Origin of the sequence: Vibrio sp. LB10LO1, from assembly GCF_010092875.1 — a bacterium.
In the GTDB taxonomy this organism is placed as follows: domain Bacteria; phylum Pseudomonadota; class Gammaproteobacteria; order Enterobacterales; family Vibrionaceae; genus Vibrio; species Vibrio campbellii.
This window is the reverse complement of record NZ_JAADJW010000089.1, coordinates 1-1,096: the sequence shown is the minus strand read 5'-3', so window position 1 is coordinate 1,096 and position 1,096 is coordinate 1. Positions and strand designations below refer to the sequence as shown.

At 46.6% G+C, this 1,096-nt stretch carries 1 protein-coding gene; it reads left to right on the top strand.

Features of this window, described 5'->3' with window-relative positions; translation table 11 throughout:
• On the top strand, window positions 1-1,096 hold a 1,096-nt coding region (gene tuf / locus GXP65_RS24930), incomplete at both ends, for an elongation factor Tu (RefSeq protein ID WP_054824920.1).

The window sequence follows — 1,096 nt, the reverse complement described above, 5'->3', positions numbered from 1 at the left end:
TGTCTAAAGAAAAATTTGAACGTGTAAAACCGCACGTAAACGTTGGTACTATCGGCCACGTTGACCACGGTAAAACAACTCTAACAGCTGCTATCTGTACAACACTTGCTAAAGTATACGGCGGTGCTGCTCGTGACTTCGCATCTATCGATAACGCTCCAGAAGAGCGTGAGCGCGGTATCACAATCGCTACTTCTCACGTAGAGTACGACACTCCAACTCGTCACTACGCGCACGTTGACTGTCCAGGACACGCGGATTACGTTAAAAACATGATCACTGGTGCTGCACAGATGGACGGTGGTATTCTTGTTGTTGCTGCTACAGATGGTCCAATGCCACAAACTCGTGAGCACATCCTACTAGGCCGTCAGGTTGGTATCCCATACATCATCGTATTCATGAACAAATGTGACATGGTTGACGATGAAGAGCTACTAGAACTAGTAGAAATGGAAGTTCGTGAACTTCTATCTGAGTACGATTTCCCAGGTGATGACCTACCAGTTATCCAAGGTTCTGCACTAGGCGCACTAAACGGCGAAGAGCAGTGGGAAGCTAAGATTGTTGAACTAGCAGAAGCGCTAGATTCATACATCCCTGAGCCAGAGCGTGCAGTAGATATGCCATTCCTAATGCCTATCGAAGACGTATTCTCAATCCAAGGTCGTGGTACAGTAGTAACTGGCCGTATCGAACGTGGTATCCTAAACGTAGGTGACGAAGTTGCTATCGTTGGTATCAAAGACACTACTACTACTACATGTACTGGTGTTGAAATGTTCCGTAAGCTTCTTGACGAAGGTCGCGCTGGTGAGAACGTTGGTGCACTTCTACGTGGTACTAAGCGTGATGAAGTTGAACGTGGTCAAGTACTAGCTAAGCCTGGTTCAATCACTCCACACACTAAGTTCGAGTCAGAAGTATACGTACTTTCTAAAGATGAAGGTGGTCGTCACACTCCATTCTTCAAAGGCTACCGTCCACAGTTCTACTTCCGTACAACTGACGTAACTGGTGACATCTCTCTACCAGAAGGCGTAGAAATGGTAATGCCAGGCGACAACATCCAAATGCAAGTTGAGCTAATCGCTCC